Source organism: Luteimonas saliphila (assembly GCF_016774335.1).
GTDB lineage: Bacteria > Pseudomonadota > Gammaproteobacteria > Xanthomonadales > Xanthomonadaceae > Luteimonas > Luteimonas saliphila.
Map to the genome: position 1 here is coordinate 416401 of NZ_JAETWA010000042.1, position 25963 is coordinate 442363.

Consider the following 25963-nt stretch of genomic DNA (forward strand, 5'->3'; position numbering starts at 1 on the left):
TGATCCGGAGCGCGTTGCCGCGATGCCGCCGGCGCGACCCGCGATGCAGGGCCCGCGGCTCGCGCGCCCGGATAAGCGGGCGTCGGCGTCCGGGGTGTCAGGAGCGCGAGCGGGCGCCGGTGCGCACCATGGCCAGACTGTCGAGCTCCATGTACTCGGCCCAGTCCAGCCACGCGCGGAACTCCAGATCGTCGATGCGCTGGTCGACGCCGATCCGCAGCCGGATCGGTCGCGACAGGTCGCGCTCGTCGGGCCGGATCCACTCGCGCGCGACCACGCGGCCGTCCGATGCGACCGCTTCCAGCCAGAACGCGTGGCTCGGCCACTCGCGCGGGCGCAGCCGCAACTGGTATTCGCCCGAGACCACGGCCGACTCTGCGCCGAGCCAGACCGCGCGGCGCGGGCGCGGGCGCGGGCCGGTGGCCACCTCGAGTTTCGCGTCGACGCGCACTCCGCGTTGCAGGTCGGCACCGGCGAACAGCTTGCGGTTGTCGTCGGCATCGACCAGCAGCGCACACCACTCGCCGCGCAGCGTGCTGTCGTCGAACGCGGTGCAGCGGTCGACGTAGGCGCGCACGTTGGCCGGATCGTCGATGCCGAACTGGCGCGGCGCGTCCTCCATCGTGATCGAGCCCAGGCCCCAGTCGGCGTCGTACTCGATCATCACCGGCGGCTTGACGTGCTGCAGGCCTATCCGCACCTGGTCGCCGTCGACGCGCAGCGTGCGCACGTCGCCGCCCGTCCACAGCTCGCGCGCGTACGCCAGGTAGGGCGCGTAGCCGGAACCGTCACCGGCCAGCGCGGCACGGGAGGCGCCCGGTTGCGCCTTCGGGACCAGCAGCGAGCGGCCGAAACCGAGTGCCTCGTGCGCGGGGTCGAGCAGCGACAGCAGGGTCGCGCCGGTATCGAGCACCGAGCCGGCCACCGTCAGCTGCCGCGGTTCGAGGCCGGGGGCCAGCAACAGCAGCAGGTTCTCGCGGCGCATGTCCTTGAGCACGTGGCTCAGGTCGTTGGGCATCGCCAGGTGGTCCGAAGCGAGCACGATCAGGGTGTCGTCGGCGTGGGGACTGGCGCGGATGCGCTCGATCAGCCGCGACACCAGCCGGTCGCTGCACTTGAGCGCGTGCAGCAGGCCGATGTCGCCCAGCGGGCCTTCGTAGCGCTCGTCGCGGCAGGCCGCGGGCAGGTGGCCGGCGGGATGGTGGGTGTCCATCGTCAGCGCGCTCAGCATGAACGGCGCGCCGCTGGCCGAGAGCGTCATGAAGGTGTCGAACGCGTCCTCGAGCAGCACGTCGTCGTGCAGGCCCCAGTTGGAGAAGTGTTCCGGGTCGATGCCCGCGGCGCGGTAATGGGCGAGGTCGCGGACCTCGTCGAAGCCGTGGCGCTGGAGGAAGTTGCCCTTGGCCGCGAACCCGGCATCGGCGCCGCCGAGGAACACGTTGCGGTAGCCCTGGGTCTTCAGGTAGTCGCCGAGGCAGTGCGCGCCCGGCAGGAACTCGCGCATGCGGCCGAGGCTGTTCTCGTCGCCGCGGGCGGTGGTGAGCGGCACCCCGCACATCGAGGCGACGATACCCGCGATCGTCCAGCCCGACCCTTCGGGCGAGGCGATGTCGCGGAAGTCCAGGCCCTGGCCGGCGAGCCGGGAAAGATTGGGCATCAGGCCGGGAAAGACGGACTGGTCGAAGTAGGTGCGTTCCAGGCTCTCGACGTAGATCCAGACGATGTTCCTGCGCTGCGCCAGCGTGCCCACGGGGACGCGGTACTCGGCGGCGACGCCGTCCACGTCGACCGGCGCAAGCTGGCGCTGCAGGCGCCTGGCGTCCGCGTACAGCGGGCTGGCGAGGATCGCGGCCACGAAGATGGCGGCGAAGGTCGCGGTCACCGCCGGCCCCGGATGCCGGCCGCGAAACCCGGCCAGACGCCCGCGCAGCGCGCCGACCAGGACCAGCGGCAGCAGCGACAGCAGCACCAGGCCGCCGAAGCGCAGCAGGTCGCCGCTGAAGTCCGCCACGCCCGCGCCCTCGATGCCGGCCTGCAGGTGGTAGAGGGTCGCCGCGTCGATGCCGTTGCCGCTGAGCCGGTCGACCAGCCACCAGCCGCTCAACGCGAGCAGCAGCAGCGACAGCAGCCCGGCCTTGGCCCAGGCCAGCCGTTCCGCGGCCACCAGCAGGTAGGCCAACAACACCAGCGACAGCAGCAGGATCGTCGACATGCGGCGTGATCTTGTTTGCGAAAGGGAGGGGGCCGACGGAACGTGGCCGAAGCCCGGACCGTATTGACACGTTGCTGTCATATTGCTGAACCGGGTGTCGACACCGGAGCGCCGGGCCGCATGACATCGCCCCCCGGCCCCCGGGTCCGCGCGCGCCAAACCGTCTAAACTTGCGGGTTTACCGGCCTGGCCGGACCGATTCACTGGAGTCTGCGTTCCATGCGTACCCACTTCTGCGGCCTGGTCGACGAGACGTTGATCGGGCAGACCGTGACCCTGTGCGGCTGGGCGGATGTCGCCCGCAACCTCGGCGGGGTGTGCTTCATCGACCTGCGCGACCACGAGGGCATCGTCCAGGTGGTGGCCGAACCGTCGCCGACCGCCGGCAACGACGCGGTCGTGGCCACGGCCGAGAAAGTGGGTTACGAGGACTGCCTGCGCGTCACCGGTACCGTGCGCCGTCGCCACGCGGTCAACGCCAGGATCCACACCGGCCAGGTGGAGGTGGTGGCCGAGCGCATCGAGCTGCTGAACAAGGCCGAACCGCTGCCCTTCCACCACCACGAGAACCCGGGCGAGGAGACGCGCCTGACCTACCGCTACCTCGACCTGCGCAGCCCGGCCATGCAACGCAAGCTGCGCACCCGCACGAAGCTGGTCAGCGCGCTGCGTCACTGGCTCGACGCCCGCGGCTTCCAGGACATCGAGACCCCGATCCTGACCAAGGCCACGCCGGAGGGCGCGCGCGACTTCCTGGTGCCGGCGCGCATGCACCCGGGCGAGTTCTACGCGCTGCCGCAGAGCCCGCAGCTGTTCAAGCAGATCCTGATGATGGCGGGCTTCGACCGCTACTACCAGATCGCGCGCTGCTTCCGCGACGAGGCGCTGCGCGCCGACCGCCAACTGGAGTTCACCCAGCTCGACATGGAGTTCGCGTGGGTGTCCGAACGCGACGTGCAGGACACGGTCGAGGCGATGATCCGCGACGTGTTCCGCGAGGTGGCCGGCGTCGAGCTCGCGGCCGAGTTCCCGCGCTTGACCTATGCCGAGGCGATGCGCCGCTACGGCTCCGACAAGCCCGACCTGCGCATCGCGCTGGAGCTGGTGGACGTCGCCGATCTGGTGAAGGACAGCGGGTTCGCGGTGTTCACCGGCCCCGCCAACGAGGCCGGCGGCCGCGTCTGCGCGCTGCGGATTCCCGGCGGTGCGTCGCTTTCGCGCAAGCAGATCGACGAGTACGCCGCGCATGCCGGCAAGTACGGCGCGAAGGGTCTGGCGTACATCAAGATCTCCGACACCGGCGAGGTGAGCTCGCCGATCCAGAAGTTCTTCGACGAAGCCGGGTTCGCCGCGCTGGTCGCGCAGGTCGGCGCGGGCAACGGCGATCTCGTGTTCTTCGGCGCCGGCAGGTACCCGACCGTCAGCGACTTCATGGGCGCGGTGCGCCTCAAGGCGGGCAAGGACTTCGGGCTGGTCGCCGATGGCTGGGCGCCGCTGTGGGTCACCGATTTCCCGATGTTCGAGTGGGACGAGGAGGCGCAGCGCTACGTGGCGTTGCACCACCCGTTCACCGCGCCGGCGATCGACGACGAGGCCGACCTGCGCGCGAACGCGGCGACGGCCGTGTCGCGCGGCTACGACATGGTGCTCAACGGCAACGAGATCGGCGGCGGGTCGATCCGCATCCATCGCTCGGGCATGCAGTCGGCCGTGTTCGAGCTGCTGGGCATCGGCGCCGGGGAGGCGCAGGCGAAGTTCGGCTTCCTGCTCGACGCACTGAAGTACGGCGCGCCGCCGCACGGCGGCATCGCCTTCGGCATCGACCGCATCGCCGCGCTGATGGCCGGCACCGAGTCGATCCGCGACGTGATCGCCTTCCCCAAGACCACCTCCGCGCAATGCCTGATGACCGGCGCGCCGTCGCCGGTGCCGGATGCGCAACTGGCGGAGGTGCACGTCCAGGTGCGGCCGAAAGGCTAGCGGGCGATGGCGCCCCGTGGCCGGTTCGCTGCCGCCCCGGTCCTTCCCCGCACGTGGGGGAGGAAGCCGATGCCGCGCGCCGGCCGGTGGCCGCTTCGGCGGGCACGGTGGACGGCGGGAACGCCGGGCGTCGAGCGATGTCCTCTGCTCCGAGTAGGGCGGAAGGCCTGGGCGCGAGGTACCGGATGAGCGTCGCCATCCGCCGCGCCACCGCTGAAGACGCCGGCACCCTGTCGACGCTCGCCGCGCGCACGTTCACCGAGAGCTTCGGCCACCTGTATCCGCCGCAGGATCTGGCAGACTTCCTGCGTGAAGCCTACGCGGTGGAGAGACAGCACCTCATCCTGTCGCATCCGGACTACGCGGTCTGGCTGCTCGAATGCGACGCCTGCCCTGAGCAAGGTCGAAGGGGCGAGGCGATCGGCCATGTCGCCGCCGGTCCCTGCGGCCTGCCGCACCCGGAGGTCGCACCGGGCGACGGCGAGCTCAAGCGGCTGTACCTCGTACGCGGCATGCAGGGGGGCGGCCACGGCAGCCGGCTGATGGACGCGGCGATGGACTGGCTGTTGCGCGACGGGCCACGGACGCTGTGGGTCGGAGTCTGGTCGGAGAACCCGGGGGCGCAGCGTTTCTACGCGCGCTATGGTTTCGGGAAGGTCGGCGAATACCTGTTCCGCGTCGGCGCGACGCAGGACTTGGAGTTCATCCTGCGTCGGCCCGCCGGTTAGGCCGGGCGCGGCACGGTCGTGCCGCCCGCCTGCCTTGGAGGCCGGAAGGCGGCGGACCAGTCGGGCACGGCGAGGGCAGGCGCCCGGGCGCCGACTTGCGCAATCCCCCCCGCCGCGGCCCAATCCGCGCATGGCACCGCGTCGAGACCCCGCACCCGCACCCGAATCCGCGGCCGCTTCAACGCCCGCGCCGCGTCCGGTCCTGCTGATCCACGGCATCTGGAACGCCGGCTTCTGGCTCGCGCCGCTGGCGGCGAAGTTGCGCGCGGCCGGGTTCGCGCCGCGGATCTGGGCCTACGACAGCGTGCGTGACGGCGGCGCGGCTGCGGCCCGGGCGCTGGTGGAGCGGCTGCGCGAAGGGCCCGAGACCGACATCGTGGGTCACAGCCTGGGAGGGCTGGTGGCGCTGGAGGCCCTGCGGCTCGATCCGGCGCTGCCGGTGCGGCGCGTGGTCTGCCTGGGCTCGCCGCTGCGCGGCAGCGGCACCGCGCGTGCGCTGGGCGCGCGGCGATGGTCCTCGCCGATCCTGGGCCGGAGCGCCGACCTGCTGCTGCGCGGGTTCGAGCACTGGGACGGTCCGGCCGAGGTGGGGGTGGTGGCGGGCTGCGTACCGCGCGGCCTGGGGCGGGTCCTGGCCGCGGTGGACCGCGCTTCCGACGGGACCGTCGGCATCGCCGAAACCAGGCTGCCGGGCCTGTGCGACCACTGCCTGGTCGACTGCAGCCACACCGGGCTGGTGCTGTCCGCGGACGCCGCGCGCCAGGCCGCCGCATTCCTGCGCAACGGGCGCTTCGAACACGGCAACTGACCGCAAAACGTATAATCCGCGCTTTCCGCACGAGATCCGCCTGAGCCATGGGACGCGGTCCTTCCATCGAAGCGCGCAAGAACGCCGTCGACGCGCAGCGCGGCAAGATCTTCACCAAGATCATCCGCGAGATCGGCGTGGCGGCCCGCGCGGGCGGCGGCGATCCCGCCGGCAACCCGCGCCTGCGCGCGGCGATCGACAAGGGCCTGTCGGTCAACATGTCCAAGGACGTGATCGAACGCGCGATCAAGAAGGCCACCGGCGAGCTCGAAGGGGTGGAGTACGAGCAGATCCGCTACGAGGGCTACGCGCCCGGCGGCGTGGCGGTGATCGTCGACTGCCTCACCGACAACCGCGTGCGCACCGTGGCCGACGTGCGCCACGCCTTCGGCAAGTTCGGCGGCAACCTGGGCACCGAAGGCTCCGTGGCATTCATGTTCCGCAAGCTGGGCGTGCTGTCCTACGGGCCGGGCGCGGACGAAGACCGGATCACCGAGGCGGCGATCGAGGCCGGCGCGGACGACGTGGTGATCTATCCGGAGGACGGGGCGATCGACGTGGTCACGTCGCCCGAAGCGTTCAACGACGTCAAGGACGCGATGGTGGCGGCCGGGCTGGCGCCGGAGATCGCGGAAGTCACGATGCGCGCCGACAACGATGTCGCGGTCGGCGGAGACACCGCGCAGCAGGTGGCGAAGTTGCTGGCATGGCTGCAGGAACTCGACGACGTCCAGGATGTCTATTCGAACGCGGAGAGCGGTGATTGGTGATTCGTGATTGGTGATTCGGAAGAGCGAGAGTTCGGACGAATCCCGCTTTTCCCAATCACCGATCGCCAATGACCCATCACGGCCGCCATGACCAGGATCCTCGGCATCGATCCGGGCTCGCAGCGCACCGGCGTCGGGATCATCGACGTCGATGCCGCCGGCAGGACGTCGCACGTGTTCCACGCGCCGATCGCGTTGCTGGGCGAAGGCGATTTCCCGATGCGCCTGCGGCGCCTGCTCGACGGACTGACGACGATCATCGAGCAGCATCGTCCCGACGAGGTGGCGATCGAGCGCGTATTCCTCGCCCGCAACCCGGATTCGGCGCTGAAGCTGGGACAGGCGCGCGGTGCCGCGATCAGCGCGGTGGTGCTGCGCGACCTGCCGGTGCACGAGTACGCCGCGAAGGAAGTGAAGCTGGCGGTGGTCGGGCGCGGCGGCGCGGAAAAGCAACAGATCCAGCACATGGTGGGCATCATGCTGGGCCTGCACGGAAAACTGCAGGCCGACGCCGCCGACGCGCTGGCGATCGCCATCACCCATGCGCACGTGCGCGCCACCGCGAAGCGACTCGGCGTGAGCGCGCAACAGGCCTGGAGCCGGAAGTGAGAAGAGCCGTGATCAGTGATTCGGGATTCGTGATTCGAAGGGGCAAGGGCGGGTATCGCTTTTTCCAATCACCAATCACCAATCACCAATCACCTGCCCGGAGGGCGCATCCATGATCGGCCGCCTCCGCGGAACCCTGATCCACAAGCAGCCGCCGTGGCTGGTGGTCGACGTGCATGGCGTGGGCTACGAGCTGGAGGCGCCGATGAGCACGTTCTACGACCTGCCGGAAGTCGGCAGGGACGTCGCCCTGTTCACGCACCATGCGCAGAAGGAAGACAGCGTGTCGCTGTACGGTTTCCTGACCGAACCCGAGCGCCGGCTCTTCCGCGATGTGCAGAAGGTCAGCGGCATCGGCGCGAAGATCGCGCTGGCGGTACTGTCGGGTACGTCGGTCAACCAGTTCGCGTCGCTGGTGCAAACCGGCGACGTCGCGGCGCTGACCAAGATCCCGGGCATCGGCAAGAAGACCGCCGAGCGCATGGTGGTGGAACTGCGCGACCGCGCCGCGGACTTCGTCGGCGGCGCCACGCTCGCAGGCGGCACTGCGGTGCCCGCCGATCCCCTGTCCGAAGCCACCATCGCCCTGCAGCAACTCGGCTACAAGCCGGCCGAGGCGCAGAAAATGGCCCAGGCCGCGGCCAGCGACGGCGATCCGCCCGAAACCATCATCCGCAAGGCGCTGCAATCGGCGCTGCGCTGATCGCACCCGCAGACAAGGCCCCACGCCAAGCCCATGAACAGTCCTTCCATGTCCCCATCGCCGCCGGCCGGCCGCCCGGCCGTCGGCGCGCGCGGACTGATGATCGGCGCGATGGCCGTCGTGTTCGGCGACATCGGCACCAGTCCGCTGTACACCATCAAGGAAGCGTTCTCTCCCCAGTACGGCCTGGTCGCCAACCACGACACCGTGCTCGGCCTGCTGTCGCTGGTGTTCTGGTCGCTGATGCTGGTGGTGACGTTGAAGTACGTCACCGTGATCCTGCGCGCCGACAACGAGGGCGAGGGCGGCATCATCGCGTTGATGACGCTGACCCGGCGTTTCGTCGAGAAGGGGTCGCGCAAGGCCTACCTGATCGGCGTGGTCGGCATCTTCGGGGCCGCGCTGTTCTTCGGCGACGGCGTGATCACGCCGGCGATCTCGGTGCTGGCCGCGGTGGAAGGGCTGGAGGTGGTGTCGCCCGGGCTGCACTTCCTGGTCATCCCGGTGACGCTGGCGGTGCTGATCGCGCTGTTCGCGATCCAGCGCTTCGACACGACCCGCTTCGCGCGGCTGCTGTTCGGACCGATCGCGGCGGTCTGGTTCTTCGTGCTCGCGCTGATGGGCGTGCTCAACATCCTGCACGATCCGGAGGTGCTCAAGGCGGTCAACCCGCTGTGGGCGGCGCGGTTCTTCGCCGATCACGCATTCGGCGGCATCTTCATCCTCGGTGCGGTGATCCTGGCGGTCAGCGGTGGCGAGGCGCTCTATACCGACCTCGGCCGCTTCGGCGCGCGTCCGATCCGCCGCGCCTGGTACTTCTTCGTGCTGCCGTCGCTGATGCTCAACTACCTCGGACAGGGCGCGCTGGTGCTGGAAAGCCCGGAGGCCGCGCGCAACCCGTTCTACATGGGCGTGCCGGACTGGGGGCTGGTGCCGCTGATCGTGCTGTCCACGGCGGCCACGGTGATGGCGTCGCAGGCGGTGATCGCAGGCAGTTTCTCGGTCGCGCAGCAGGCGGTGCAGATGGGCTACATCCCGCGCATGACCGTGCGCTACATCTCCAGCAGCAACATCAGCCAGATCTACATCCCCGCGATCAACTGGTGGATGATGGTGATCGTGGTCGGGCTGGTGATCGGCTTCGGCAGCTCGTCGGCGCTGGCCAGCGCGTATGGCGTGTCGATGTCGATGACGATGCTGATCGACACCGTGCTGCTGGCGGTGGTGGCGCGTGCGCTGTGGCCGCGCTGGCGGGTGTGGGTGGTGCCGCTGTGCATCGTGCTGCTGCTGGTGGACCTGGCCTTCATCGTCGCCAACTTCGTCAAGATCCCGCTGGGCGGCTGGTTCCCCGTGGCGCTGGGCATCGCGCTGTTCACGATGCTGCGCACGTGGCGCCGCGGCCGCAAGCTGCTGCGCGCGGAGATCCAGAAGGAAGGCATCGACCTCAAGACCTTCCTGCCCGGCCTGATGCTGGCGCCTCCCGTGCGGGTGCCGGGGACGGCGGTGTTCCTCACCGCCGACAAGAACGTGGTGCCGCACGCGTTCCTGCACAACCTCAAGCACAACAAGGTGCTGCACGAGCAGAACGTGTTCCTCACCGTGGCCACGCTCAACGTGCCGCATGCGCACAAGCGCATGCTGGTGGAGCAGATGAGCGACGGCTTCTACAAGGTCGTGCTGCGCTTCGGCTTCATGGAGACGCCGGACGTGCCGCAGGCGTTGATGCAGACCTGCGACGTCTGCGACCTGGTGCTCGACCCGATGGACACGACCTACTTCCTCAGTCGCGAGAACGTGGTCGCCTGCGCACGGCGCGAAGGCATGCCGCTGTGGCGCGACAAGCTGTTCGCCGCGATGCACCGCAACGCCGCGCCGGTGGCCGGCTACTTCCACATCCCCGGCAACCGGCTGGTGGAGCTGGGCGCGCAGGTGGAGATCTGAGCGTGACTGGTGATTCGTGATTCGAAAGGATCCGGAGACACCGTCACCCCCGTCCGGCTCGCTTCTCGATCACCAGACACCAATCACGGCTGAACCATCGCTACGCCAGGTTCGCGAACTTCTCGACCAGCTCGGTCGGACCCGAGATCACCAGGATGTCGCCGGGCTCGATATAGGTGTCGGCCTGGGCGTAGATGAAGTCGGCATGGCGACGCTTGACGCCGACCACGGTGATGCCGTGCTTCTTGCGCAGGTCGGATTCGCTGAGCGTCATCTCATGCGACTCCTCCGGCGCGGTGGTCTTGGCGATCGCGAAGCCGTCCTCGAACTCCATGAAGTCCATCATCTTGCCGGTCACCAGGTGGGCCACGCGCTCGCCCATCGCCGCCTCCGGATGGACCACGTGGTGCGCACCGATGCGTTCGAGGATCTGGCCGTGGCGCAGGCCGGTGGCCTTGGCCCAGATGTCGGGCACGCCGATCTCCTCCAGCGCCAGCACCGTCAGCACGCTGGCCTCGATGTCGCTGCCGATGCCGACCACCGCGTGTTCCACGTGCTTGAGGCCCAGTTGCTGCAGGGCGTCGCCATCGGTCGAGTCGGCCTGCACCACATGGGTCAGGCGGTCGGACCACTTCTGTACCAGTTCGGCATTGGCGTCGATGCCGAGCACTTCGTGGCCCAGCCGCATCAGCGAATCGGCGACCGCACCGCCGAAGCGGCCCAGTCCGATGACGACGACGCTGTCGTTCGAGGTTGCGATTGTCCTAGCCAACGATGGGGCGCTCCTCTGGGTAGCGGTACAGGCGGCGCCGCGCGCGCAACGCCAGTCCGGTGGCGACGGTCACCGTGCCGACACGGCCGATGAACATCAATGCGATGATGATGCACTGTCCTGCGGGCGGCAGCTCACCGGTGATGCCGGTGGACAGGCCGACGGTGGCGGTGGCCGAGACCGCCTCGAACATCACGTCCTCCAGCGGGAAATCGGTCACGCTCATCAGTGCCAGCGTGCCGACCGACAGCACGGTCATGGCCATCAGCACCACGGTCAGCGCCAGCCGCAGGGTCTGCGACGGGATGCGGCGGCCGAAGGCGATGGTGTCGGGCTCGCTGCGGATTTCCGACCAGACTGCGAAGCCGAGCAGGAAGAAGGTGGTGATCTTGATGCCGCCGGCGGTGCCGGCGCTGCCGCCGCCGATGAACATCATCGCCCAGGTGGCGGCCTGGCTCTCGAGCGTCATGGCACCGGTGTCGATGGTGTTGAACCCGGCGGTGCGCGCGCTGACCGCGCCGAAGAATACGCTGAGCATCTTCTCCCATGCCGGCATCGGGCCGAGCGTGGACGGGTTGTTCCATTCGTACAGCGCCAGCACCACGCCGCCGGTCAGTACCAGCCCCGCCGACCCGAGCAGGGTGATCTTGGTGTGCACCGACCAGCGCCGGTAGGAGAACAGCTTGTGGCGCAGTTCGTACACCACCGGGAAGCCCAGACCGCCCAGCACCACCGCGAAGCTGATCGAGGCGATCACCCACGGGTCGTGCGCGAACCCCATCAGGCTGTCGGACCAGGTCGAGAAGCCGGCGTTGTTGAACGCGGACACCGACTGGAACACGCCATGCCATGAGGCCTCGCCCCAGGCCATGCCGTAGGCGAAGCGGAAGCGCAGCATCAGCAGCAGCCAGACGATCGCCTCGACGGTCAGGGTGGTCAGCAGCACGATCTTCACCACGCCGCCCACGCTGCCCAGGCCCAGCCGGGTGTCGTGCTGCGCGGCGACGCGGGTATGGAGGTTCAGCCGGCCGGCGACCAGCAGGCCCATCAGGGTCGCGCCGGCCATGATGCCGAAACCGCCGACCTGGAACAGGCCCATGAGCACCACCTGGCCGAATCCGGACCAGTAGGTCGGCGTGTCCACCACCACCAGCCCCGTGACGCAGACCGCCGATGTCGAGGTGAACAGGGCGGTCAGCAGCGGCGCCGAGCCCGCGCCCACGGTCGAGGCCGGCAGCATCAGCAGGCCGGTGCCGATGGCGATCACGATCAGGAAGCCGAGCGGGAGCAGGCGGGCGGGATGGTGGATGCCCTGGCGCAAGGCGCACTCCGGAGACGGCGAGGGGAGGGGGCGACGGCGCGCATTGTGCCACGCGAGCGGCGGCGCGCACCGTGGATCGCGCCTCGCGCTGGCAATCCCCGGCGAACGCCCCCATCTTGCCCGCCATGGCCACCAAGCACATTCCATTCTCGATACTGGACCTTGCGCCGGTCTGCGAAGGTTCCACCCCCGCCGATGCGTTCTCGAACGCGCTCGATCTCGCGCGCCTGGCCGAGTCGCTCGGCTACACCCGCTACTGGCTGGCCGAGCACCACAACATGCCGGGCGTCGCCAGCGCGGCCACGGCGGTGCTGATCGGGCACATCGCCGGCGGCACCTCGACGATCCGGGTCGGCGCGGGCGGGGTGATGCTGCCCAACCACGCGCCGCTGCAGGTGGCCGAGCAGTTCGGCACGCTGGCCTCGCTGTATCCGGGGCGGATCGACCTCGGCCTCGGTCGTGCACCGGGAACGGACCAGGCGACGACCCGAGCCTTGCGCCGCTACTACGCGGGCGCCGATGCGTTTCCGTCCGACGTGGCGGAACTGCTGCGCTACTTCGAGCCGGCACAGCCCGGCCAGCCGGTCCAGGCGGTTCCGGGGGCCGGCATCGACGTGCCGGTGTGGATCCTGGGTTCCAGCCTGTTCGGCGCGCAGCTCGCCGCGGCGATGGGCCTGCCGTATGCGTTCGCCTCGCACTTCTCGCCGGCGGCCATGACCGAGGCGCTGGCGCTCTATCACCGCGACTTCAAGCCTTCACGGCGCCTGCGCGCACCGTTCGCGATGCTGGCCCTGAACGTGGTCGCGGCCGATACCCGCGCGCAGGCGCAGCGCCTGTTCACGACGCAGCAGCAGAGTTTCGTGCGCCTGCGACGTGGCGCGCCCGGGTTGATCCCGCCGCCGATCGACGACATCGAGGCGTTCTGGACGCCGCAGGAGAAGGCGATGGTCGAACAGGCGCTGGCCTGCGCCGTCGTGGGCGATGCGGCCGACGTGCGCGAGGGCATCGCGCAGTTCGTCGCGCGGCATCGGCCGGACGAACTCATGCTCACCGCCAACATCTTCGACCACGCCGCGCGGCGCCACTCCTTCTCGCTCGCGGCGGACGCGTTCGGCGCGCGCTAGCGGCGCAACGCAGCCGGCAGCACCGGGCCAGCGGCGCCGGGCGATCCTCGTCGCAACGTGACGCTCGTCGGGTCCTGCGCACCTGTCGGCCCGCCACACTTGGACTCCGGGCCTGCGCGGGTTAGGGTACGCGCCTGCAAGCCAGGTGTCTCCACCAGGAGCGGTGCGCGTTGGACCCGAGGGCCGGACAGCCGAGCAAGCGACGGGAACTGATCCTGTTCCTGTTCATCACCGTGGTGCTGTTCCCGCTGCTGGCGGTGATGATCGTCGGTGGCTACGGGTTCGCGGTCTGGATCTGGCAGATGATCGCGGGTCCACCCGGGCCGCCGGGGATCTGAGGGCGCGATGGCCCTGCCCGTATCCGTCCACGCCGATCGAATCCGCACGGGGCTGCCGCACCGGCGACTGCACGCCAGCCCAGGCACGCTGCAGGCGCCGCCCGATGCCTGATGCCGCGCGCGAATGGCATGTCGCCAGCCTGGTGGTCCGCCACCGGCCCGACGCGATCGCCGCGCTCGCGAACACCATCGGTGCGGCCGAGGGGCTCGAACTGGCGCTGCAGGACCAGACCCGCAGCGTGCTCGTGCAGGAAAGCGACGGCACCGCCGGGCTGATGCGCAGCATCGACCTGCTCAACGCCGTGCCCGGCGTGTACGCCGTCAACCTCGTCTACCACCACATCGAGCCGCTGGCGTCGCCCGGCCCGGTGGGCGCGCCACCCGAACCACAGGAACCGCCACGATGAGCACCAGCCGCCGCGATTTCATCCGCAACAGTGCCATCGCCAGCGCCGCCGTCGCCGCGGGACTGCCGCTGCCCGCACAGGTCGCCGACGTGGTGATGGAAGGCGAAGGGCAACTCAAGTGGAGCAAGGCGCCGTGCCGCTATTGCGGCACCGGCTGCGGCATCAACGTCGCGGTCCACAACGGCCGCGTCGTGGCCACGCATGGCGACGTGCATGCTGAGGTCAACCGAGGCCTCAACTGCGTCAAGGGCTATTTCCTGTCGAAGGTGATGTACGGGGTGGACCGCCTGACCACGCCGCTGCTGCGCAAGAAGGACGGTGTCTACGACAAGCAGGGCGACTTCACCCCGGTCGGCTGGGACGAGGCCTTCGACGTGATGGCGGAAAAGTTCCGGGCTGTGCTCAAGGCCAAGGGGGGCGATGGCATCGGCATGTTCGGTTCCGGCCAGTGGACGGTGTGGGAAGGCTATGCGGCGAACAAGCTGATGAAGGCCGGATTCCGCAGCAACCACATCGATCCCAACGCACGCCACTGCATGGCCTCCGCGGTCACCGGCTTCATGCGCACCTTCGGCATGGACGAACCGATGGGCTGCTACGACGACATCGAGGCGGCGGACGCGTTCGTGCTGTGGGGCTCGAACATGGCCGAGATGCACCCGATCCTGTGGACCCGGGTCACCGACCGGCGGCTGTCGCATCCGCACGTCAAGGTCGCGGTGCTGTCCACGTTCGAGCACCGCAGCTTCGACCTGGCCGACATCCCGATGGTCTTCAGGCCGCAGACCGACCTGGTGATCCTCAACTACATCGCCAACCACATCATCCGCACGGGCAGGGTCAATCGCGACTTCGTCGACAGACACACCAGTTTCAAGCGCGGCAACGACGACATCGGCTACGGCCTGCGCCCCGAACATCCGCTGCAGGTCAAGGCGAAGAACGCCGACGACCCGAACGGCGGCACGCCGATCGACTTCGACGAGTTCGCGCGCTTCGTCGCGCCGTACACGCTCGAGCGCGCGGTGGAGATGACGGGCGTGGAACGCGGCTGGCTGGAGAAGCTGGCCGAGCTCTACGCCGACCCGGCGGTGAAGGTGATGTCCTTCTGGACCATGGGCTTCAACCAGCACACGCGCGGCACCTGGGCCAACAACATGGTCTACAACATCCACCTGCTGACGGGGAAGATCGCCACCCCGGGCAACAGCCCGTTCTCGCTGACCGGGCAGCCCTCGGCCTGTGGCACCGCGCGCGAGGTAGGCACCTTCAGCCACCGGTTGCCGGCGGACATGGTGGTGACCAATCCCAAGCACCGCGCCATGGCCGAGGAGATCTGGAAGGTGCCGCCGGGCACCATCAAGGACAAGATCGGCTACCACGCGGTCGAACAGAACCGTGCGCTCAAGGACGGCAAGCTCAACGCCTACTGGGTGCAGGTCAACAACAACATGCAGGCGGCGGCGAACATGCTGGAGGAGGGGTATCCGGGCTACCGCAACCCGGACAACTTCATCGTCGTCTCCGATGCCTACCCCACGGTGACCTGCCAGGCGGCCGACCTGATCCTGCCGACCGCGATGTGGGTGGAGAAGGAGGGTGCGTACGGCAACGCCGAGCGGCGCACCCATTTCTGGCACCAGCTGGTCGATGCCCCCGGCGAAGCGAAGTCGGACCTGTGGCAGCTGATGGAGTTCTCCAAGCGCTTCACCACCGACGAGTGCTGGCCCGCCGAGACGCTGGCGGCCCATCCCGATTTCAGGGGCAAGACCCTGTTCGAGGTGCTGTTCCGCAACGGCAAGGTCGACGCCTTCGGCGTGGACCAGATCGAGGCCGGCTACGCCAACCACGAGTCCGAGGCGTTCGGATTCTACGTGCAGAAGGGCCTGTTCGAGGAATACGCCGAGTTCGGCCGCGGCCACGCCCACGACCTGGCGTCGTTCGACACCTACCACCAGGTGCGCGGCCTGCGCTGGCCGGTGGTGGACGGCAAGGAGACCCTGTGGCGCTACCGCGAGGGCGCCGACCCCTACGTCAAGCCCGGCACCGGTTTCGAGTTCTACGGCAATCCCGACGGCCGGGCGGTGATCTGGGCCTTGCCGTACGAGCCGCCGGCCGAGTCGCCCGACGACGAATACGACCTGTGGCTGGTCACCGGCCGCGTGCTCGAGCACTGGCATTCGGGCTCGATGACCGGGCGCATCCCCGAGCTGTACCGCAGCTTCCCCTCGGCGGTGGTGTTCATGCATCCGGACGATGCGCGCGAGCGCGGTTTCAAGCGCGGCGACGAGGTGTCGGTAGCCTCGCGCCGCGGCGCGATGCGCACGCGGGTGGAGACGCGCGGCCGCAACCGCATGCCGCGCGGCGTGATCTTCGTGCCCTGGTTCGACGCCGCGCAGCTGATCAACAAGGTCACGCTGGACGCGACCGATCCCATCTCCAAGCAGACCGACTTCAAGAAATGCGCCGCGCGGGTCGTGGCGGTGGGAGGAGCCTGACCATGCGTGCGATCCTGCTGCTGTTGCTCCTGCCCGTGCTCCTGCCTGCGCTGCTGGCCTGCGGTCGCGATCGCGACCCGCGCCCGCAGGTGGTCGCGCCGGCGCCCGAGGTCGGCGCGCGCGGCAACCCGGCGAAGGACATCGACGGGCTGCGCCGGCACGTGCCGATCACCAGCGAGATCACGCCGCTGCCGATGGCGACCGCCGAGAACTTCGACATCCGTCGCGGCCGCGCCTACCCGATGCAGCCGCCGACGATCCCGCACAGCATCGACGGCTACCAGGTGGACCTCAACTCGAACCGCTGCATGCTCTGCCATGCGCGCAGCACCGCCGCCCAGTTCCAGGCGCCGGAGGTCAGCGTGACCCACTACATGGACCGCAACGACCAGTTCCTGGCCGAGATCTCGCCGCGACGCTACTTCTGCGTGCAGTGTCACGTGGTGCAGACGAACGCGCAGCCGCTGGTGGCCAACGGTTTCCGGGACATCGACAGCCTCCTGCGCTCGGAGCGCGAACTGCAATGAGGCTCTTGCGCCGTATCGCGGACGTGCTGCGTACCTTCTGGCGCCAGTTCAACGCACCGGCGCGGTACCTGAGCCTGGGCTTCCTGACGCTCGGCGGGTTCCTGGCCGGCGTCATGTTCTGGGGCGGCTTCAACACCGCGCTGGAGATCACCAACACCGAGGAGTTCTGCACCAGCTGCCACGAGATGCGCGACAACGTGTTCGAGGAACTCAAGACCACGATCCACTACAGCAACCGCTCGGGCGTGCGCGCGACCTGCCCCGACTGCCACGTGCCGCACGACTGGACCGACAAGATCGCGCGCAAGATGCAAGCGTCGAAGGAGGTCTGGGGCAACATCTTCGGCACCATCAACACCCGGGAGAAGTTCCTCGACCAGCGCCTGGTGCTGGCCACCCACGAATGGTCGCGGCTCAAGGCCAACGACTCGCTGGAATGCCGCAACTGCCACGACTACGACTCGATGGACCTGACCCGCCAGGCCAGCCGGGCCGCCAGGACCCATCGCACCTTCCTGGCCACGGGTGAAGCAACCTGCATCGACTGCCACAAGGGCGTCGCCCACAAGCTGCCGGACATGGCCGGGGTACCGCAGGGCGTGCAGGCGCTGCCGGTGGGGGAAGCGGCGGCCCACTGACGCCGCGACGGCCGGCCCGCGGCGCCTCCGTCGACGGTGCGCCGGCCGGGGTGCCATGCGACCATAGCGGCATGGAAGAACAACGCATCATCGCTGCTGGCGCGACCCGCGAGGACGACGCCATCGAGGCCAGCATCCGGCCGAAGCGGCTCGAGGAATACCTCGGCCAGCAACCGGTGCGCGAGCAGATGTCGATCTACATCGAGGCCGCCAGGGGCCGTGCCGAGGCGCTCGACCACGTGCTGATCTTCGGGCCGCCCGGCCTCGGCAAGACGACGCTCAGCCACGTCATCGCCAATGAGCTGGGCGTGAACCTGCGGGTCACCTCCGGTCCGGTGATCGAGAAGGCCGGCGATCTCGCCGCGCTGCTGACCAACCTGCAGCCGCACGACGTGCTGTTCATCGACGAGATCCACCGCCTCTCGCCGGTGGTCGAGGAGGTGCTGTACCCGGCGATGGAGGACTTCCAGCTCGACATCATGATCGGCGAGGGCCCGGCCGCGCGCTCGATCAAGATCGACCTGCCGCCCTTCACCCTGATCGGCGCCACCACCCGTGCCGGCCTGCTGACCGCGCCGCTGCGCGACCGCTTCGGCATCGTCCAGCGGCTGGAGTTCTACAGCGCCGAGGAACTGGCGCGGATCGTGCGCCGCGCCGCACGGATCCTCGGCATCGATTGCGTGGATGAGGGCGCGGTCGAGATCGCACGCCGCTCGCGGGGCACGCCGCGCATCGCCAACCGCCTGCTGCGGCGAGTCCGCGACTACGCGCAGGTCCGGGCGCAGGGGCGGATCGACCACGCCGTCGCCGATGCGGCGATGAAGATGCTCAAGGTCGACCCGGAAGGGTTCGACGAGCTCGACCGGCGGCTGCTCAACCTGATCATCGAGAACTTCGACGGCGGGCCGGTCGGGGTCGACTCGCTGGCCGCGGCCCTGAGCGAGGAGCGCGGCACCCTCGAGGACGTGATCGAGCCCTACCTGATCCAGCAGGGCTTCCTGGTCCGCACCGCGCGCGGCCGGATGGCGACGGTCAAGGCCTGGCGGCATCTCGGGCTGAAGCCCACGCGGGAATCGGGAATCGGGAATGGGGAATCCGAAGCGCTGTTCTGATGCAGTCGAACGATTGAACGCGGATCCCGACCCTACCGGAGCCACAGGCTTGACCACCCATTCCCGATTCCCGATTCCCGATTCCCACCCGTTCAGCCTTCCGACAAGGGTCTACTGGGAAGATACCGACGCCGGTGGTGTGGTCTACCACGCGCAGTACGTCGCGTTCCTCGAACGCGCGCGCACCGAATGGGTACGCGCGCTGGGGTACGGGCAGGACGTGCTGCGCCTGTCGCACGATCTGGTGTTCGCGGTGCGGGCGATGCGGATCGATTTCCGCAGGCCCGCGCGGCTGGACGACGCGTTGCAGGTGACGGTCTCGTTGCGCCGCTGCCGTCATGCCAGCGTCGTCTTCGCGCAATCCATCCTGCGCGAAGGCGAAAAGCTGCTCGACGCGGAGGTGCGGTGCGCGGCGCTGGATGCCTCGACGTTCCGTCCGCGCGCGATCCCCGAACCGCTGTACCGGCAATTGAACCGCCTCGTCGAACCCGGAGCCGAAGACGAATGACCGCCCTCGCGATGCTGCTGCAGGCTACCCAGATCGAGCCATTGCCCGAAGAGGCGGCCGCCACCACCACGACCCTGGCCGAGGGCGCCGACACGGCCGCCGCCGTGGCCCATTCGGGCATCAACTACATCGACCTGATGCTCAAGGCCAGCCTGCCGGTGCAGATCATCGTGCTGCTGCTGCTGGTCGGCTCGATCATCAGCTGGGTGATCATCTTCCGCAAGGCGCGCATCTTCAAGCTCGCCAACCGCGAGGCCGATGCGTTCGAGGGCCGGTTCTGGTCGGGCGCCGACCTCGGCAAGCTTTACTCGGCCACCACCGACCGCAACCGCCAGGTCAGCGGGCTGGAAGCGATCTTCGAGGCGGGCTTCCGCGAGTTCGCCCGGCTGCGCGAGAAGCGCGGGTTCGACGGGCGCGCGCAGCTCGAGGGCGCGCAACGCGCGATGCGGGTGAGCCACGCGCGCGAGGTCGACCAGCTCGAGCGCAACCTCGAACTGCTGGCCAACATCGGCTCCACCGCGCCTTACGTCGGCCTGGTCGGCACCGTGTTCGGAATCATGGTGACCATGCACGACATGCTCAACAGCGGCGAGCAGACCGGCATCGCCGCGGTCGCGCCGGGCATTTCCGAGGCGCTGTTCGCCACCGCGATCGGCCTGTTCGTCGCGATTCCCGCGGTCTGGGCCTACAACCGCTTCACCATGCGCGTCGAGCGCCTGGCGGTGCGCTACGAGAGCTTCGCCGAGGAGTTCAGCACGATCCTGCAGCGCCAGGGTTCGATCGAGTAAGCGGAGCGCCCCATGGCCGGAAGCATCATCCATCGCAAGCGGCGCAAGCTGAAGTCCGAGATCAACGTCGTGCCCTATATCGACGTGATGCTGGTGCTGCTGATCATCTTCATGGTGACCGCGCCGCTGCTGACCCTGAGCGTCGACGTCAAGCTGCCGTCCTCCAACGCCCGGGCGATGCAGGACCGCGAGGACCCGGTGATCGTCATCGCCTATCCGGACGGTCGGCTGGGGCTGCAGCTGCCCGGCGACGACAACCCGCGCGAGATCGACCGCACCCAGATGGAGGCGATGCTCGCCCCGATCCGCGCCCAGCGCGGCAGCGATTTCCGGGTGATGGTCGCCGCCCAGGGCGATGCCCCCTACCAGCGCGTCATCGATGCGATGGACGTGCTGCGCCGGGCGAACGTCAGCAACGTCGGTCTCTGGACGGATTCGAGGAGCGATGCACGCTGACGCGTTTCCGCGTCCTGCCCACGTGCAGGACGAAGGCCTGGGCCGAGCGATCGCCTGGGCGGTCGTCGTGCACCTGCTGGTGGCGGCGATCCTGCTGCTCTCGCCCCTGCTGAGCTGGGACCCGGACCGCATCAGCGTCGCCGGCGCGCCGTCGATGGAGGCGGTGCTGGACGTCTCGGACGCCGAGCAGCGGGCGGTGGAACGCGCGCTTGCGGTCGAACCGGAGCCCATGCCGGCGCCGGTGCTGCCGGTTCCGGAGCCGGTGGAGGAGGACGTGGCGCCACCGCCGCAACCGATCCCCGAACCCGTGCCGGAGGATGCACCGGTCCAGCCGCAGCCGACGCCGCAGGAGCGCGTGCCGGAACCGGCGCCGGTCGACCAGGACGAAGTGCGCCGCGACGCCGAGGCCGAGCGCGCCCGCATCGATCGCGAGCAGGAGGAGAAGCGCCGCCAGGAGCAGATCGACCTGACCGAACGCAAGCGCCAGGAGGAGGCCGAACAGAAGCGGCGCCTGGCGCAGGAACAACTGGAAAGGATCCGCGCCGAGCGCGCGCGCGAGGAGCGGCAGGCGCGGCTCGCCGAGGAACGGTTGAAGCAGCTCGCCGACCGCGAGGCGCGCCAGGCCTCGCAGCAGGCGGCGGCACAACAGTCCAGCGCGCCGCCGCCCGGCAACCAGGGCGTGGACACGGGTCTGTCCGCGCGTTACGCCGCGGCGCTGCAGGAAGCGATCCTGCGCAACTGGACGCGACCGGAGACGGTGCCGATCGGCCAGCGCTGTCGCATCGTCATCCGCCAGATCCCGGGCGGGGAAGTGGTCTCGGCCGAGGTCGATCCGTCCTGTCCATACGACGAACTCGGCCGGCGCTCGGTCGAGGCCGCCGTCCTCAAGGCGCAACCGCTGCCGTACGTCGGCTTCGAGTCGGTGTTCCAGCGCACCCTGCTGCTCAACTTCACAGCGCAGGACCGCTGACCGGCCTGGCGTCCTCTCAACGCCTTCACGCCGCGCCCGATATCTGTCTGTCCCGGAACGAACCCCGCGCTACCGGGACGCTTGCGTGCGCGATCGCTCGGGACGGGCCAGGTCCGGGTCGGCGGTCCGCGTCATGGCGCCGCCGCGTCCGGCGGGGAAATTCCCGGAGTCCATCCCCGTTCATCTTCCCGTATCGATTCGCCGCCAAGCTGTGGCCCGCCTTCTTTCCGTCGCGCCAGGACCTACCGATGACTCTCGCCAAACGCTGTCTGCTCGCCGTGCTCGCATTGCTGCTGCCGTTCGCCGCGGCCGCGCAGCAGCAGGGACTGGAGATCGACATCATCGGCGGCAACGCCTCGGCGCTGCCGATCGCGGTCGTGCCGATGCCCTACCAGGGCGGCGGGACCGCGCCTGAGACCGACGTGGCCGCGGTGGTGCGCGCCGACCTCGAGCGCTCCGGCCAGTTCCGCACCCTGCCCGAACGCGACATCGCCAGCCGCCCGACCACCGGCGCGGAGGTCGATTATCCGGCCTGGCGTGCGCTGCGCCAGGATTTCCTGGTCATCGGCCGCGTGGTCGACGCGGCCGAGGGCAGCTACCGGGTCGAGTACGAGCTGTTCGACGTCGCCAAGCAGCAGCGCCTGCTCGGCCTGGCGATGACCGCGCGTTCGAGCGCTATGCGCGACGTGGCCCACCAGATGGCCGACGCGATCTACGAGAAGATCCTCGGCGTGCGCGGCGCGTTCTGGACCCGGATCGCCTATGTCACCGCCACCGGCGCCGGGCAGGGCAGCCGCTACGCGCTCATGGTCGCCGACGCCGACGGCTACAACCCGCAGACGGTGGTGCGCTCGAACGAGCCGCTGCTGTCGCCGGCCTGGAGCCCGGACGGCCGCAAGCTGGCCTACGTGAGCTTCGAGCGCGGCAATTCCTCGATCTACATCCAGGACATCACCACCGGCAGCCGCGAACTGGTGTCGAGCTTCCGTGGCATCAACAGCGGCCCGGCGTTCTCGCCAGACGGCAGTCGCCTGGCGCTCACCCTGTCGCGCAGCGGCAACCCCGAGATCTACGTGATGAACCTGGCGAGCAAGGCGCTGACCCAGATCACCAACCAGTTCGGCATCGACACCGCGCCGGCCTGGAGCCCGGACGGCAACACCCTGTACTTCACCTCCGACCGCGGCGGGCGCCCGCAGATATACCAGACGCCGGCCTCGGGCGGCGGCGCCACCCGGGTGACCTTCGAGGGCAACTACAACGCCGACCCGAGCATTTCCTGGGACGGACAGAAGATCGCCGTGGCGCAGGGCTCGGGCAATACCTACCGGATCGCGGTGATGGATCGCAGCATGGGTTCGCCACGCTGGTCCACCCTCTCGCCGGGGTCGCTGGACGAGTCGCCCAGCTTCGCGCCCAACGCCAGCATGCTCCTCTACGCGGCGCGTGAAGGCCGGCGTGGTGTCCTGTATGCTGTCTCGGCCGATGGCCGCGTCCGTCAGCGCCTGGTCCTCGCGGACGGCGACGTACGCGAACCGGCCTGGGGTCCGTACCGTTCCCAGCGCTGACATGTTCTGCACAGCCAGTCCATCACCCTGAATGTCCGTTACAACGCCTGAGGATCGACGAGAAATGAATACCAACAAGCCCGCCATGCTCGGCAAGGCCCTGCTGATCGCCGTGATGTGCGTCGCCGCGGCCGCCTGTTCCAAGAAGGTCAAGGAAACCCCGCCCGACACCGGCCCGTCCACCGGCGGCGTGACCGATCCCGGTCCGACCACGCCGGGCGCGTACGGTCCGTCCGACCTCGACACCGATGCCTGCCTGCGCCAGCGCGTGGTCTACTTCGACCTGGACCAGGACGCGCTGCGTCCGGAGTTCCAGGCGGCGATGTCGTGCCACGCCAAGTACCTGCGCGACCGTCCGTCCTCGCGCATCACCCTGGAAGGCAATGCCGACGAGCGCGGCAGCCGCGAGTACAACCTCGGCCTGGGCGAGCGTCGCGGCAACGCCGTCTCGTCGGCCCTGCAGGCCAACGGTGGTTCCGGCGCCCAGCTGACCGTCGTCAGCTACGGCGAGGAGCGTCCGACCTGCACCGAGTCGAGCGAGGACTGCTGGGCCCGCAACCGTCGCGTCGAGATCGTGTACACGGCGAAGTAAGCGGCACAGAATGCGCGCAATCATCGTTCCAATCGTGTTCGCGGCGGCCCTCGTGGCCGCCGCGCCCGCGTCTGCCCAGCGTGCGAGTCTGGCCGACCGCGTGGCCGTGCTCGAACAGCGCGCCGCCGACAACCGCGGCAACGTCGACCTGCTCAACCAGTTGACCGCACTGCGCTCGGAGGTGCAGGCGCTGCGGGCGCAGATCGAGGAACTGCAGCAGACCAACGAACAACTCCGTTCCACCAGCCGCAGCCAGTACCTGGATCTGGATGGTCGACTCAACCGTCTGGAGGGCGGTGCGCTGCCGGTACAGGAAGGGGGGGCTCCCGCGACGCCGCCGCCCGCCGCCGCGGGGCCGAGCGACACGCCACCGACGGTCCATGGCGATCCCGGACTTCTGGCCAACAGCGCCGACGAGCGCGGCGCCTACGACACCGCCTTCGGTGCGCTCAAGGCCGGCGACTACGCGGAATCCGCGCAGCTGTTCCAGGCCTTCCTGCAGGCGCACCCTGAGGGCGTGTACGCGCCGAACGCCCGCTACTGGCTGGGCGAGAGCTACTACGTCACCCAGAACTACGACCTCGCGCGCGAACAGTTCCAGGCGCTCGTGGATCGCTATCCCACCCACGACAAGGCGCCCGGCGCATTGCTCAAGGTCGGACTGTCGCAGTACGGGCTGCGCGATCTCGATGGCGCGGAAGACACCCTGTCCCGGGTGGCGAGCCGGTTTCCCGGGACCGACGCGGCGCGCACCGCCGAGGATCGGCTGCACGCGATCCAGCTTGCGCGCGTGACGCGCTAGCCGTGTCCGCGGTCGCGCCCGACGCGGCTGCCGCGTCGGCGGCGGACCGGCTGCGGATCACCGAGATCTTCCTGTCGCTGCAGGGCGAGGCGCGCGACGCCGGCCGGCCGACCGTGTTCGTGCGCCTGACCGGCTGCCCGCTGCGCTGCACCTATTGCGATACCGCCTACGCTTTCCACGGGGGCGAGTGGTGGGATGTCGACGACATCGTCGCGGAAGTGGCGCGCCACGGCGTGCGCCACGTCTGCGTGACCGGGGGCGAGCCGCTCGCGCAGAAGCGCTGCCTCGGCCTGTTGTCGCGGCTGTGCGATGCCGGCCACGTCGTGTCGCTGGAAACCTCCGGGGCGATCGACATCTCCGGCGTCGACGGGCGGGTGTCGCGGGTGCTGGACATCAAGACCCCGGCGTCCGGCGAGGCCGGGCGCAACCGCTGGGAGAACCTGCCGCTGCTGAGCGCGCACGACCAGGTGAAGTTCGTGGTGTGCGATCGTGCGGACTACGAATGGGCGCGCGGGATCGTGCTCGAACGCGCGCTGCACGCGCGCTGCGAGGTGCTGTTCTCGCCGAGCAAGTCCCAACTGTCGCCGACCGCGCTGGCCGACTGGATCGTCGCCGACCGTCTGCCGGTGCGGTTCCAGATGCAGTTGCACAAGCTGCTGTGGAACGACGCGCCGGGGCGGTGACGAGGCGACGTTCTCGGGCGCTTTTCGTGCGGATGCGCAGGGGGCCAGTGGTTGCAGTCCGACGCGGCCCCGAGCGGTTTCGCGCCGCCGGAATGTCATCCCGAGCGCAGCGAGGGATCTGCTTCTCGCGGCGCCGCCAGGATCCCTCGCTGCGCTCGGGATGACAAGGGTTTAGCCTTTCCCGATTCCCGATTCCCGATTCCCGATTCCCGATTCCCGATTCCCGATTCCCGAAATGAAAAAAGCAGTCGTCCTCGTCTCCGGCGGAATGGATTCCGCCGTCGTGCTCGCGATGGCCCGCGAGCAGGGCTTCGCGCTGCATGCGCTCAGCGTCAGCTACGGACAGCGCCACACCTCCGAACTCGACGCCGCCCAACGCGTGGCGCGGGCGCTCGGAGCGGTCGAGCACAAGACCGTCACGGTCGATCTGCGCGCGTTCGGCGGGTCCGCGCTGACCGCCGACATCGAGGTGCCCGATGCCGGCGGCCCGGGCATCCCGGTGACCTACGTGCCCGCGCGCAACACGATCATGCTGTCGCTGGCGCTCGGCTGGGCCGAGGTGCTGGGCGCGAACGACCTGTTCTGCGGGGTCAATGCCGTCGATTACTCCGGCTATCCCGACTGTCGCCCGGCGTTCATCGAGGCCTTCGAGCGACTCGCCAACCTGGCCACGAAAGCGGGTGTGGAAGGCGCGGGCATCCGCGTGCACGCGCCCCTGCTGCGCCTGGGCAAGGCCGACATCGTGCGCGAGGGCCAGCGGCTCGGCGTGGATTTCGCGCAGACCGTGTCGTGCTACCGCGCCGACGGCGACGGGCGCGCATGCGGCCATTGCGATGCCTGCCGGCTGCGTGCCGAAGGTTTCGCCGCCGCAGGCATCCCCGATCCCACGCGCTACGTGCCCTGAGGACGATGCGATAGAATGCGTTTCCCGGCGCAATGCCGGCACATGACGGGTCGTTAGCTCAGTCGGTAGAGCATCGGACTTTTAATCCGCTGGTCGATGGTTCGAATCCATCACGACCCACCAGCTTTCCCGCCCCACGATCCGCGGCGCCCGGCCGGAATGCCCGGTGGGGGTGACCGCCGCCATGGCACTCGCGGCAGTCGT

General features: G+C 69.3%; 26 protein-coding genes and 1 tRNA gene. 24 read left to right on the plus strand and 3 right to left on the minus strand.

Features of this window, described 5'->3' with window-relative positions; translation table 11 throughout:
- Positions 1 to 97: 97 nt before the first annotated feature.
- Positions 98 to 2212 carry a phosphoglycerol transferase I gene (locus JMO03_RS14410; protein WP_202844411.1) on the minus strand — a complete coding sequence of 705 codons (2115 nt, stop codon included), beginning with the start codon at positions 2210 to 2212 and terminating at the stop codon, positions 98 to 100.
- Positions 2213 to 2431: 219 nt separating this feature from the next.
- Here JMO03_RS14410 and aspS point away from each other — a divergent pair, with 219 nt between their 5' ends.
- The 7 genes from aspS to JMO03_RS14445 all read left to right on the plus strand — a co-directional run bounded on the left by aspS (position 2432) and on the right by JMO03_RS14445 (position 9751).
- A complete protein-coding gene (aspS, locus tag JMO03_RS14415) occupies positions 2432 to 4192 on the plus strand; it encodes an aspartate--tRNA ligase (protein WP_202844412.1) in 1761 nt (586 codons plus the stop codon).
- Positions 4193 to 4377: 185 nt separating this feature from the next.
- Positions 4378 to 4920 (plus strand): GNAT family N-acetyltransferase, encoded by a 543-nt coding sequence (locus JMO03_RS14420; RefSeq protein WP_202844413.1) that lies wholly within the window; start codon positions 4378 to 4380, stop codon positions 4918 to 4920.
- 130 nt (positions 4921 to 5050) lie between these two features.
- Entirely contained in the window at positions 5051 to 5728 is a 678-nt protein-coding gene (locus tag JMO03_RS14425; RefSeq protein WP_202844414.1) for an esterase/lipase family protein, read from the plus strand.
- A gap of 47 nt (positions 5729 to 5775) precedes the next feature.
- A complete protein-coding gene (locus tag JMO03_RS14430) occupies positions 5776 to 6498 on the plus strand; it encodes a YebC/PmpR family DNA-binding transcriptional regulator (RefSeq protein WP_202844415.1) in 723 nt (240 codons plus the stop codon).
- Between the two features lie 87 nt (positions 6499 to 6585).
- Positions 6586 to 7107, plus strand: a complete 522-nt coding sequence (gene ruvC, locus JMO03_RS14435) for a crossover junction endodeoxyribonuclease RuvC (protein WP_202844416.1) — start codon at positions 6586 to 6588, stop codon at positions 7105 to 7107.
- A gap of 112 nt (positions 7108 to 7219) precedes the next feature.
- Positions 7220 to 7810 (plus strand): Holliday junction branch migration protein RuvA, encoded by a 591-nt coding sequence (gene ruvA / locus JMO03_RS14440; RefSeq protein ID WP_202844417.1) that lies wholly within the window; start codon positions 7220 to 7222, stop codon positions 7808 to 7810.
- A 48-nt stretch (positions 7811 to 7858) separates the two neighbouring features.
- Positions 7859 to 9751, plus strand: coding sequence for a potassium transporter Kup (locus tag JMO03_RS14445; RefSeq protein ID WP_238346182.1), 1893 nt, complete (start codon positions 7859 to 7861; stop codon positions 9749 to 9751).
- Between the two features lie 100 nt (positions 9752 to 9851).
- On the opposite strand, the gene JMO03_RS14450 is transcribed toward JMO03_RS14445, so the two are convergent.
- Positions 9852 to 10523 (minus strand): potassium channel family protein, encoded by a 672-nt coding sequence (locus JMO03_RS14450; RefSeq protein WP_202844419.1) that lies wholly within the window; start codon positions 10521 to 10523, stop codon positions 9852 to 9854.
- Positions 10516 to 11844, minus strand: a complete 1329-nt coding sequence (locus JMO03_RS14455; RefSeq protein ID WP_202844420.1) for a TrkH family potassium uptake protein — start codon at positions 11842 to 11844, stop codon at positions 10516 to 10518. The genes JMO03_RS14450 and JMO03_RS14455 overlap by 8 nt, the downstream gene beginning before the upstream one ends.
- A gap of 125 nt (positions 11845 to 11969) precedes the next feature.
- Here JMO03_RS14455 and JMO03_RS14460 point away from each other — a divergent pair, with 125 nt between their 5' ends.
- From JMO03_RS14460 to JMO03_RS14540, 17 genes are all read left to right on the plus strand, one after another.
- Positions 11970 to 12968 carry an LLM class flavin-dependent oxidoreductase gene (locus tag JMO03_RS14460; protein WP_202844421.1) on the plus strand — a complete coding sequence of 333 codons (999 nt, stop codon included), beginning with the start codon at positions 11970 to 11972 and terminating at the stop codon, positions 12966 to 12968.
- Positions 12969 to 13138: 170 nt separating this feature from the next.
- Complete coding sequence (gene napE / locus JMO03_RS14465) at positions 13139 to 13306, plus strand: periplasmic nitrate reductase, NapE protein (RefSeq protein ID WP_202844422.1); 168 nt, start codon at positions 13139 to 13141, stop codon at positions 13304 to 13306.
- A gap of 104 nt (positions 13307 to 13410) precedes the next feature.
- Positions 13411 to 13713 carry a chaperone NapD gene (locus JMO03_RS14470; protein WP_202844423.1) on the plus strand — a complete coding sequence of 101 codons (303 nt, stop codon included), beginning with the start codon at positions 13411 to 13413 and terminating at the stop codon, positions 13711 to 13713.
- Positions 13710 to 16211 carry a periplasmic nitrate reductase subunit alpha gene (gene napA / locus JMO03_RS14475; RefSeq protein WP_202844424.1) on the plus strand — a complete coding sequence of 834 codons (2502 nt, stop codon included), beginning with the start codon at positions 13710 to 13712 and terminating at the stop codon, positions 16209 to 16211. Before JMO03_RS14470 ends, napA begins: the two co-directional genes overlap by 4 nt.
- Positions 16212 to 16213: 2 nt before the next feature.
- Complete coding sequence (locus JMO03_RS14480) at positions 16214 to 16738, plus strand: nitrate reductase cytochrome c-type subunit (protein ID WP_202844425.1); 525 nt, start codon at positions 16214 to 16216, stop codon at positions 16736 to 16738.
- A gap of 5 nt (positions 16739 to 16743) precedes the next feature.
- On the plus strand, positions 16744 to 17376 hold the full coding sequence (locus JMO03_RS14485) for a NapC/NirT family cytochrome c (RefSeq protein WP_273544265.1): 633 nt from the start codon (positions 16744 to 16746) through the stop codon (positions 17374 to 17376).
- Positions 17377 to 17447: 71 nt separating this feature from the next.
- Complete coding sequence (gene ruvB, locus JMO03_RS14490) at positions 17448 to 18488, plus strand: Holliday junction branch migration DNA helicase RuvB (RefSeq protein WP_202844427.1); 1041 nt, start codon at positions 17448 to 17450, stop codon at positions 18486 to 18488.
- 49 nt (positions 18489 to 18537) lie between these two features.
- Positions 18538 to 18996, plus strand: coding sequence for a tol-pal system-associated acyl-CoA thioesterase (gene ybgC, locus JMO03_RS14495; RefSeq protein ID WP_238346183.1), 459 nt, complete (start codon positions 18538 to 18540; stop codon positions 18994 to 18996).
- Positions 18993 to 19784, plus strand: coding sequence for a protein TolQ (gene tolQ / locus JMO03_RS14500; protein WP_202844429.1), 792 nt, complete (start codon positions 18993 to 18995; stop codon positions 19782 to 19784). Before ybgC ends, tolQ begins: the two co-directional genes overlap by 4 nt.
- Positions 19785 to 19796: 12 nt before the next feature.
- The gene (locus JMO03_RS14505; protein ID WP_202844430.1) at positions 19797 to 20240 is read left to right on the plus strand and encodes an ExbD/TolR family protein; all 444 of its coding nucleotides are present in this window, start codon (positions 19797 to 19799) and stop codon (positions 20238 to 20240) included.
- Positions 20230 to 21210, plus strand: coding sequence for a cell envelope integrity TolA family protein (locus JMO03_RS14510; protein WP_202844431.1), 981 nt, complete (start codon positions 20230 to 20232; stop codon positions 21208 to 21210). The genes JMO03_RS14505 and JMO03_RS14510 overlap by 11 nt, the downstream gene beginning before the upstream one ends.
- A 248-nt stretch (positions 21211 to 21458) precedes the next feature.
- Positions 21459 to 22778 (plus strand): Tol-Pal system beta propeller repeat protein TolB, encoded by a 1320-nt coding sequence (tolB, locus tag JMO03_RS14515; RefSeq protein WP_202844432.1) that lies wholly within the window; start codon positions 21459 to 21461, stop codon positions 22776 to 22778.
- Between the two features lie 64 nt (positions 22779 to 22842).
- Entirely contained in the window at positions 22843 to 23370 is a 528-nt protein-coding gene (pal, locus tag JMO03_RS14520; protein WP_202844433.1) for a peptidoglycan-associated lipoprotein Pal, read from the plus strand.
- A 10-nt stretch (positions 23371 to 23380) separates the two neighbouring features.
- Positions 23381 to 24172 carry a tol-pal system protein YbgF gene (gene ybgF / locus JMO03_RS14525; RefSeq protein WP_202844434.1) on the plus strand — a complete coding sequence of 264 codons (792 nt, stop codon included), beginning with the start codon at positions 23381 to 23383 and terminating at the stop codon, positions 24170 to 24172.
- Positions 24173 to 24174: 2 nt separating this feature from the next.
- A complete protein-coding gene (gene queE, locus JMO03_RS14530) occupies positions 24175 to 24855 on the plus strand; it encodes a 7-carboxy-7-deazaguanine synthase QueE (protein ID WP_202844435.1) in 681 nt (226 codons plus the stop codon).
- A gap of 235 nt (positions 24856 to 25090) precedes the next feature.
- Positions 25091 to 25759, plus strand: coding sequence for a 7-cyano-7-deazaguanine synthase QueC (queC, locus tag JMO03_RS14535; protein ID WP_202844436.1), 669 nt, complete (start codon positions 25091 to 25093; stop codon positions 25757 to 25759).
- A gap of 47 nt (positions 25760 to 25806) precedes the next feature.
- Positions 25807 to 25882 (plus strand) — tRNA-Lys (locus JMO03_RS14540).
- The last annotated feature ends 81 nt before the right edge of the window (positions 25883 to 25963 follow it).